We start from the raw sequence: 10,134 nt of genomic DNA on the forward strand, positions 1-10,134 counted from the left end.
AAATTTATTTTAATAATTAAATAAACTTTAATTTTTAAAATAACTGCCTTACCAGTTATAGGTTTGTGTTGTGTGTTTAAATAAATAATATATATTAGTTAAAAACAAAATTAATAATTATTTAATAGCATTAAAAAACCTTTAAAGAGTTATAATGGTTGATATAATTAAAAATTAGCAGATAAATTGGTGTTAAAATGACAAAATTAAAACAAAAAATCAACTTATTACAACAAATAATTCATAAAATAGAAAAGCTAGATAAAAAAATTATCTTTAATTTGGTGGCCAAATTTCAAAAAGATTTAAATTTAACCACCATTTTACAAACAATTAAGATTAAACGCAGTACCTATTATTATTGGTTAAAAGTTAAAACAAAACACCAAGAAAAACAGGCAAAATATCTTTTACAACAAAAACGCATCCAAGCTTTGTGTCAAACATATGAATATTTCTTTGGTCATCGTAAAATCACTCATTTATACCAAAACATATTTAATGAATTCATCACTAAGAAAAAAGTTTATCTCATTATGAAAGCAAACGACATTTGTTGTCGTCTTAGAATCCAAAAAAATAAATATCATTATCGTTCTTTAAAGGATAATTTAAACATAGTCCCTAATTTAATTAACCAAGATTTTAAAAGCGCTGCGCCAATGCAAAAACTATTTACCGACATCACTTATTTTAAAACTCCCCAAGGATTTTTATATTTTTCTTGTATTATCGACTCTTTTAATAATAAAATAGTCGCTTCTCATGTTTCTAAGCAACAAAATAAGGATTTAATTTTAAACACTATCAAAAAAATTCCTAAACTAAAAAATCCTTGTATTATCCACTCTGACCAAGGTACAGTTTATCAATCGCAAAAAGTCCAACAAACCTTAACCAAAAAAGGATTTTTAATCATGTCTCGTAAAGCAACTCCACGTGATAACGCGGTTATTGAGAATCTTTTCGGCCAAATGAAAAGTATCTTAGAACACCGTCATCCTTTTTTATTCCAAAAATCTTCAGCAAAAATAAAAACTATCATTAATCAATTTCCTAATTTTTGGAATCAAAAATGGTTATTAACTAAATTAAACTATTCATCTCCTTCTCAATATTCTCAAAACTTAAGATAAATTATTTACAAATATCTTTTTAATTAAACCTTTTAAAAAAGGTATCTTTATTGCGCCTTTTTTTCAATAAAATAATATAATTAATAAAAAAATCATTTTCTTTTCATTTTGTATATGACTTTTTAACTTTTTTTACCTAACTATATAATGAAGAGATAAAATATTAGAAAAAATATCTTTTGAAACTAGCAAATTATAAAAAAACATTAGACACTTTTTCGTCTAATGAAAAATACTTTGTTAGTTTGAAAAGATATGAAATTATCACTTAATTTTAAGTTTTAAAGAATAATTTTAGAGACAAAAATTGTCTAAAAAAAAGAAACAGTCCAGACCTTCGTAATCACGATATAACGCTTTTCTAATCCCTTTATTTATTGTTGCCAACAATACATCGTTTCCTTTTTTCACATAAATATTATAAAGTCCGATAACCAATTTGTTTTCAAGTTCTTTATCGTCTAAATTTAATTTAATAGTTTTCAATTTTTCTGGTTGTAAATTAGCATAATATTTAGCTACTTCATAATCAACCGCGAAAATGTCGGATTAGCCGTTAATTACAGTGTTAACTGTTCTAGCGCAATCTTCTTGATGTTGCCCTTCTTTAATGTATTGTTCAACTGAAGGGTTTTGTCGTTACAAAGTTTTTAATAAGATAGGTAATGTTAGTTTAAATTGGGCAGAAACCATACAATTGGTTTTTAATTCTTGATTATGATAATTACCATTTGCGTCTTTCACTAAAAGATCTAATTTATTAATTTCTTGATAATTATCTAAATCTGTATAACGAGGATCGTCTTTTCTCACAACTAACCCTACTTTTTCGGACAAATAAGGAATAGAAGGGCTCATTATTCTATCTCTTTGGATTTTTGGTTTGGCGGCTGACAACATACAATCAATTTCTCCTCTTTGAATAGCTGTTGTCGTTGCGTCATACAAATAATTATGAGTTTCTATTGTTAAACTGGTATCTTCCGATATTTCTCTAATCAAAAGAAGAATTGTGCCGCTTAGGCGGACTCCGTTATTCTCAACAGTCAAACTGTGTGGAGAATCGTTTTTACCTGATCAAGCATAAGGAGGTCATTAGTTTACCATGCCTACTTTTAAAAAATTTCCTTTATTTTTAGGATTTCTCAGACAAGTCGCCTATAAAGTGATGGAAAGTACTTATAAGAAGTACTACTTCTCCTCCGAGCCATAATTTTTGATTTTTCTTTAAAGGTTCTTTTAAATTTGACAAATATAATATCCTTCTCTTTCGTTTTTTCCCATTTTTATAGTTCATCCGCAATAAGATTCATACAATGATACTAAAAATGATAAATAATAAGGTATTGTCCTAAACAACCTTATAACTATTTTTTATATATTGCGACAACAAGAGGCGACTAAAATGAGTAAAATCTGTTTCTGATGTAGTAAATATTTTCATTTCAAAGAGAATATCTTTTTTTAACTTGTGTACTTTTATTAAAATTCTTCACCTCTTTCTATTAATTGAATTTAGTTTAACATAAAAATAAAGTAAAATGTAAAATATTAAAATAATAATTATTATCTGGTGAAGAAAGTTGAAAGTTTGAAAAAAAACTATAAAAAGGTACTTATTTATCATTTAAAAAGATTTCTTATAATCTTATATAACCTTTATACAAAAAAAAGATACTATAAAAGTATCTTTTTTTTGTATAAATAAAATTATTTTTTCAATAAAGCAAACATTCTTTGTTTATAAACTTCCACACCTGGTTGATTGAAAGGATTAATTCCTAAAAGAGAACCAGACATAGCGCAAGCTTTTTCAAAGAAATAAACTAAATAACCAAAGTTATATTCGTCTAATTGAGGTACAGTCAATTCTAAATTTGGTACCTGTCCTTCAATATGAGCTTGTTTGGTCGCTGTTTTAATTTTTTGATTAATATCTGTATAATTTTGACCTGCTAGATAATTAAGGCCATCTAATTCATTCTCTACTTGAGGAATGACTAAATCTTGGTCAAAATGACCTACATTTAAAACTGTTTCAAAAAATAACTTACTTCCTTCTTGGACGAATTGTCCTAAAGAATGCAGATCAGTAGAGTTATTAATAGCTCCTACAAAAAGACCTTTTTCGTCTTTACCTTCAGATTCAGCAAATAATTGTTTCCACCATTCGGAAAAACCTAATAAATGTGGTTCATAACTAACTAATAATTCCATTTTTTTATCTAATTTAGTGTGTAAAAGATAACGGGCCGCTGCGTATTGATACGCTTCATTTTTATTTAAATCATCAGATGAAAAATCTAAATAAGCTTGATGAGCTCCTTTTAACATAGCCTCTACATCTAAATTAGCAAAAACAAAAGGTAATAATCCTACAGCAGTTAAAACACTGAATCTTCCGCCAACATTGTCAGGAACAACAAATTTTTCGTAACCTTCTTGGTTAGCTATATTTAATAAAACACCTTTTTTACCGTCTGTAGTAGCAAAAACGCGTCTTTTAGCCTTTTCTTTGCCGTACTTTGCTTCTATTTCTTTTTTCAATACTCTAAAAGCTAAAGCAGGTTCTAAAGTAGTACCAGATTTAGAAATAACGTTCATCGCCCAATTCTTATCTTTTAAATAATGAGTCAAATTTGTTAAATAATTACCTGACACTTGATGGCCTGCGAATAACACTTCAGGTTTAGTTTTTTGAAAAGGAATTTGAAGCAGTTCTATTCCCGCTTTAGCGCCTAAATAAGAACCACCAATCCCTATCACTACTAACACATCTAAATCCGGATGTTCTTGTTTTAATTTTTTTATTTTTTGAATTTCCTCAACATTATCGTTCAAAGGTAAAGTTAACCATCCTAAAACAGTATCTTTTAATTCTTGATCTTCATGCAGTTTTTGATGATTTTTTTTAACTTGAAGAGCTATTTTTTTACTTTCCTCATCCCAATTTAAAAAATTTTGGATTCCATCTAAATTTAAGTTTAAACTCATATCAACACTCCATAATTATCTTTTGATTATTGCAAATATATTTATTAAAAAACTATTGTTTTTTAATAAATAATAATTAGACTAAATGGAAAAATAAATCATCTTTTAAAAGAAAATACAAAATATACTTTATAAAGTATAAATAAAGCATATTGTATTTTGGTTTTTTAGCGGTTTTGTTTTTATGGTTAAAAATTATAACAACGTAGACATTTTGTGTAATAATCTTACCAATTGACTAACATAACTCATTTCGTTATCATACCAAGACATTAATTTGATAAATTTAGGTTTTGTTTGAAGAATTTGTAAAGTATTAGAGTCATATAAAGAACCATAAGCAGTTCCTACAATGTCAGAAGATACGATAGGATCTTTAACGTATCCTAAAGTTTCGTTAGCGTTTTTAGCAAAAACTTGATTAACTTGTTCCACTGTTACTTCTTGGTTTAATTCTGCTGTAAGATCCACTAAAGAACCTGTTACAGTTGGAACTCTAACAGATGTACCATCTATTTTACCTTTTAATTCAGGTAATACTAAACCAATAGCTTTCACTACTCCTGTAGAAGTAGGGACCATGTTAGAAGCTGCTGCTCTACCGCGTCTAGCCCAAATACCTTTAGAATGATTTTGGTCAATTAAAGTTTGGTCGCTTGTGTAAGAGTGAACTGTTGTCATAAACGCTTGGTTAATGCCGAAGTTATCGTTTAACACTTTCGCAACAGGCGCCAAGCAGTTAGTAGTGCAAGAAGCTCCACTAACAATGTGATCATCTTTAGTTAAAACATTATCATTGACATTGTAAACAACTGTTTTTAAATCGCCAGTAGCAGGAGCACTAATTAAAACTTTTTTAGCTCCAGCTTGTAAGTGTAGATCCGCTTTTTCTTTACTAGCGAAAAAACCAGTACATTCTAAAACAATATCTACATCTAATTTACCCCAAGGCAAATCTTTAGGATTTCTTTCTTGAAAAACAGGAATTTTTTTCCCATCCACTACTAAATGATTATCTTCGTAAGAAACAGAATCTGTTTTATATGATCCTTGAGCAGTATCGTATTTTAATAAATAAGCGATTGTTTCTAAATTAGATAAATCATTGATGCCAACAACTTCAAATTGTGGGTTAGTAAAAATAGAACGAAACGATAATTTTCCTATACGTCCAAAACCATTAATGGCTACTTTTGTTTTTTTGTTCATAATTTTTTTATACCTTTTTTAAATTATTTTTTCATAAATTTTTTATTCAATATTTTCGATACATTCCAACCCAAACATTGGTTTGCCTTCTAAATATTCTAAAAAGGCTCCTCCGCCAGTAGAAATGTGGCTAAAATGACCGTCTAAACCAAATTTAAAGACAGCAGCTGCACTATCACCACCACCGATGATTGTAATAGCTTTATTATGCATTCGACTTATTATTTGTGCTATTTCTTTAGTGCCTTGAGCGAAATTATCAAATTCAAAAACTCCTAAAGGTCCGTTCCAAACAATAGTTTTAGCTAAAGTTAAATATTTTTGAAATAAAGCGACTGTTTTAGGACCAATATCTAAACCCATCACATTATCAGAAATATTGTTAACATCAGAAACACTAACTTTAGTTTCGTTAGCAAATTCTTCGCCACAAACAACATCTGGACCTAAAATAATTTTCTTACCTTCTTCAGAACTTAATAATTCTTTCACTAAAGGTATTTCGTTTTCTTCTAGTAAACTTTTGCCTACGTTATGACCTTGCGCTTTTAAGAAGGTAAAGCTCATACCACCCCCGATCAAAAGAAAATCAACTTTTTTCAAAAGATTACGAATGATTTTAATTTTATCAGATACTTTAGAACCACCTAAAACCGCTACTACCGGTCTTTGAGGTGTTTTGATGATTTTATGAAGAAAATTAATTTCTTTTTCTACTAAAAAACCGAAATATTTTTCTTCCATATTTTGAGCAATACCTACGTTAGAAGCATGACTGCGATGAGAAGTTCCAAATGCATCATTCACGAAAACATCGCCTAAAGAAGCCCAATATTTTCCTAAATCAGCGTCATTTTTACTTTCTTTTTTGTTGTCTAAATCTTCAAAACGAGTATTTTCAACCATCAAGACCTCTCCAGGGAGAAGTTTTTCAATAGCTTTTTCTAAAATTTTTCCTCTTGTTTGAGGTACGAAATAAACTTTAGCATCCAAACGAGAAGATAAATTTTGAGCCACAACTTCAAGGCTATATTTTTTTTTATCATCTTCGATTTTAATTCTACCGAAATGAGAAAAAATAATTACTTTGGCTTCATTTTGAATTAAATGTTTTAAAGTAGGCAAAATAGCTTTAACTCTATTATCATCTGTAATAAGTTTATTCTCTAAAGGAACATTTAAATCTGCTCGTAATAAAACTTTTTTCTTTTTAACGTTAGCTGTAGAAAGGGTTTTTGTCATCATACCAAAAATACCTTTTTTTTCAAATCTTTTTTAATTATTTTTTGTTGAGCACTTTCATTATGGCTTTTTTTAATAAATTTCACAAAGATAACAGTTACGACTATTAAAACAATAATGTTACTTCCGGCCGTACTCCAACCGAATTGACTATAATGGTTTATATCAGTTGCAAGGAATAATAAACTTAATAGAGATATTCTCAATGAAACTCTTAAAAGATTCATCCAAAATGATACTTTAGCGCTCTTATTGTACGAAATAATATAACCCATCATCATTGAAGCCCATACAGAAGTGAAAAGTGATAATTGTTCATAAAATAAAATCGTTTTAAAACCTTGCATTTCTTCCGATGAAAAATCTTTGGTTGGTTTGAAAAATCTTAATAATTTTTCGCCATAAAATTGATTTACCAAAATACCGACTGTGCCTAAAATAGTCGTAATAACGAAAACATTTTTAAAAATTTTCAGAGTTTTTCGTGAATCTTGATTGCTAGATTCTTGCGACACCATGACTGATTGTCCATCTTCAAAAGATTGCGATAAAGAATAAACAATACCATTAACTAACGCTGCTAAACCGGCAATTCCTAATAAAGAAGGTTCATAAGGTTCATAAAATTTTGTCGTCAAAATATTAACCACTGCTTTACCAACTTCATAAGTAGCCTTGCCAACCACTAATCCACCAGATAATTTAGAAAATTTTTTTAACACTTTAGAAGAAAATTTGAATTTTTTGAAATCTAATCTGGTATCGTTTTTCTTATTAAAGAACATAAAATAAAAAGCTATAAAAGTAATCAATAAATCAGAAAATAAAGTAGCGAATTGCAAATCAACAATACTTACATTTCCTTTTTCTCTAAACCATTTATAACCAAAGGCTAAAAGCACTCTTGTTGAAATGTTTAAAATATTTAAGAAAAAAACAAAACACGTTTTATTTTTAGCTCTTTCAATTCCAATAAACACTACATTAATAGTCATAAAAATGAAAGATATTAATTGAATGTTATAACATAAAGCGCCACCATCAGTACGATAACTAACGGGTAAAAAAAGGTCGAAATTAGGTATTATAGCGCCAATATAGAATACAATGGATAATAAAAGGCTTAAAATAATAGAAAACAAAAAGGCTAAAGTTACGTATTCTTGTGTTTTTTCTTTATTATTTTTTTTATATTCTTGGGCTACTAAAATAACGCCCGCACCGCCTAAACCCATCGCAATAGCTTGAAAAACTTTACCAATTTGTTTCATCAAAGTAATAACTGAATCGATATTTTTATTTATTTTTGTTGGATTTCCCACAATAAAATAATCTACTGCGGATGTAAAATGTTTAAATATTAAATAAATAGCGACTGGAATAGAAATAACGATTAAATTTTTCCAAATCGAACCTTGAAACTGAGGTTGAGAATTGTTTGTGTTTAAATTTTTTTGTTTAACCTTTGTAGACATTTTTAAAATTTATCCTTTACTTCTTAATTAAAAAAAACTAAATAAATATTTTTATTGAGTTATTTTGTCAAATACATCAAACAATTCGTCTTTTACATAGGGTTGATCAAAAATGTTTTTAAATTCAAGATGAGTTAATTTGTTGCCTTGAATTCCGATACCACAATTATGAATGTCTTTTTTTAACAAATCAACTGCATAACTGCCCATTCTGTTGGCTAAAATTATATCTTCAGCTGTAGGAGTTCCACCTCTTTGAATGTGTCCTAAAATTTGAGCTCTTGTTTCAAAACCACTATATTTTTCCACTTCTTTAGCTAATTCATTAACTGCGAAAATATGTTCTGTCACCACTATAATAGCTTGTCTTTGGTTCTTTTCGTATAATTCTTTAACTTTATCAAAAATAGTTTGTTTATCTAAAGATTTTTCGCTTGTAACAATCATATCCACTCCACCAGCAAGTCCGCCGTATAAAGCTAAATCACCTTTGTGTCTGCCCATTACTTCGATAATGCTGCATCTACGATGAGAAATAGAAGTATCGCGTAATTTTTCAATCGCATCCACTACGTTATTTAAAGCCGTACTAAAGCCAACTGTATAATCTGTAGCATTAATATCGTTATCTATCGTAGCAGGAATGCCTACACATTTAATATTTAATTCATCTAGCTTCATAGCTCCATGATAAGAACCATCTCCACCAATAACCACTAATTTAGTAATCCCTAAATCAGTTAAATTTTTAGCACATGCTTGACGAACTTTTAATTCATTTTGAAAAGGTAAAAAACGTGAAGTACCTAAAAAAGTACCTGATACGTTGATAATTCTGTCTAAAGAATCAGGTGTTAACAATTCTATTTGATTGTTATATAAACCTAAATAACCGTCTTTTACGCCATAAACTTCATAATTTTGATTAGTTCCTGTCATAACGACTGCTCTAATAGCAGCGTTCATCCCCGGAGCATCTCCGCCTGAAGTTAAAACAGCAATTTTTTCTAAATTTTGTTCATTTTTCATTATTAATATAACCTTTTTTCTTATAAATGTTATTTTTTGAAATTATGCTTTATTAACGGAACCAAATAAAGTTAATTTATGTTTTAATTCTTTTTTAATAGCTAAAAAGCCTGGATTTAATAATTTTCTTGGATCATATCCTTTATTAACTAAATCTTTGCCTTCTTCAATATATTTACGTATAGCTGCAGCGAAAACTAATTGAAATTCAGTATTAACATTGATTTTAACCACTCCTAAAGAAATAGCTTTTTTAATCATGTGTTCAGGAATGCCAGTTCCACCGTGAAGAACTAAAGGGACTTGTTTTTTAGTCAAAGATCTAATTTTAACAAAAACATCGAAATCTAGACCTTTCCAATTATCTGGATATTTGCCATGGACGTTGCCGATACCAGCAGCTAACATATCAATGCCTAATTCTGTTATTTGTTTACATTTATTAGGGTCAGCAATTTCACCTTGACCAACTACTCCATCTTCTTCTCCGCCGATACCGCCTACTTCGGCTTCCAGTAAAACTGATTTTTCACGACATAGTTGAGTTATTTGACGAGTTTTTTCTAAATTTTCTTCAAAGGGGTAATGACTTCCATCAAACATAACAGAAGTAAAACCAGCTTTAAGAGCTTCTTGAGCGCCTTCAAAAGAACCGTGATCTAAATGAAGTATTACAGGAACACTAATATTATAAAAAGCATCTAATTCTTTTACCATAGCAACAACAGTTTTAAAACCTCCCATATATTTAGCAGCACCTTCTGACACTCCTAAAATAACCGGTGATTTTAATTCTTCTACAGTTTGTAAAGCAGCTTTAATCCATTCTAAATTATTAATATTTACTTGAGCGATCGCATAACCTTCTTGGTGAGCTTTTAAAATAACTTTTTTATCGGAAGTTAACACTGAAAAATCCTTTCTTAAATGTATTTTATTATATAATAAAACATCCTTGATAGGTTTTATATATAAAATTACACATTACAACATAAATTTATTTATAAATGAATTATGATTGATAATTCAATTTATAAAACAATTTTTAT

Annotated in this window: 9 protein-coding genes; 1 reads left to right on the plus strand and 8 read right to left on the minus strand. The window is 28.8% G+C overall.

Translation table 11 applies throughout. The annotated features are described in order from the left end of the window. The first annotated feature begins 197 nt into the window (after nt 1–197). The gene (locus tag ON17_RS00545; protein ID WP_017191531.1) at nt 198–1,136 is read left to right on the plus strand and encodes an IS3 family transposase; all 939 of its coding nucleotides are present in this window, start codon (nt 198–200) and stop codon (nt 1,134–1,136) included. 294 nt (nt 1,137–1,430) lie between these two features. Here the strand turns inward: ON17_RS00545 and ON17_RS00550 are convergent, their stop codons facing one another. The 8 genes from ON17_RS00550 to fba form a co-directional block, all read right to left on the minus strand. Further along, the gene (locus ON17_RS00550; RefSeq protein ID WP_017191532.1) at nt 1,431–1,622 is read right to left on the minus strand and encodes a hypothetical protein; all 192 of its coding nucleotides are present in this window, start codon (nt 1,620–1,622) and stop codon (nt 1,431–1,433) included. Nucleotides 1,623–1,775: 153 nt separating this feature from the next. Next, nucleotides 1,776–2,186 (minus strand): transporter substrate-binding domain-containing protein, encoded by a 411-nt coding sequence (locus tag ON17_RS00555; protein ID WP_083858408.1) that lies wholly within the window; start codon nt 2,184–2,186, stop codon nt 1,776–1,778. Nucleotides 2,187–2,846: 660 nt separating this feature from the next. After that, nucleotides 2,847–4,130, minus strand: coding sequence for a glucose-6-phosphate isomerase (locus ON17_RS00560; protein ID WP_017191535.1), 1,284 nt, complete (start codon nt 4,128–4,130; stop codon nt 2,847–2,849). A 195-nt stretch (nt 4,131–4,325) separates the two neighbouring features. After that, nucleotides 4,326–5,339 carry a type I glyceraldehyde-3-phosphate dehydrogenase gene (gene gap, locus ON17_RS00565; protein WP_017191536.1) on the minus strand — a complete coding sequence of 338 codons (1,014 nt, stop codon included), beginning with the start codon at nt 5,337–5,339 and terminating at the stop codon, nt 4,326–4,328. 42 nt (nt 5,340–5,381) lie between these two features. Then, nucleotides 5,382–6,581 carry a phosphoglycerate kinase gene (locus tag ON17_RS00570; RefSeq protein ID WP_026071979.1) on the minus strand — a complete coding sequence of 400 codons (1,200 nt, stop codon included), beginning with the start codon at nt 6,579–6,581 and terminating at the stop codon, nt 5,382–5,384. After that, a complete protein-coding gene (locus ON17_RS00575; RefSeq protein ID WP_017191538.1) occupies nt 6,581–8,056 on the minus strand; it encodes an MATE family efflux transporter in 1,476 nt (491 codons plus the stop codon). The genes ON17_RS00570 and ON17_RS00575 overlap by 1 nt, the downstream gene beginning before the upstream one ends. Before the next feature lie 51 nt (nt 8,057–8,107). Then, nucleotides 8,108–9,085: an ATP-dependent 6-phosphofructokinase gene (locus ON17_RS00580; RefSeq protein WP_017191539.1), complete on the minus strand. Its 978-nt coding sequence runs from the start codon at nt 9,083–9,085 to the stop codon at nt 8,108–8,110. 42 nt (nt 9,086–9,127) lie between these two features. Beyond that, entirely contained in the window at nt 9,128–9,994 is an 867-nt protein-coding gene (gene fba, locus ON17_RS00585; RefSeq protein ID WP_017191540.1) for a class II fructose-1,6-bisphosphate aldolase, read from the minus strand. Nucleotides 9,995–10,134: the final 140 nt, after the last annotated feature.

Source organism: Poinsettia branch-inducing phytoplasma str. JR1 (assembly GCF_000309465.1).
Lineage (GTDB): Bacteria > Bacillota_I > Bacilli_A > Acholeplasmatales > Acholeplasmataceae > Phytoplasma > Phytoplasma pruni.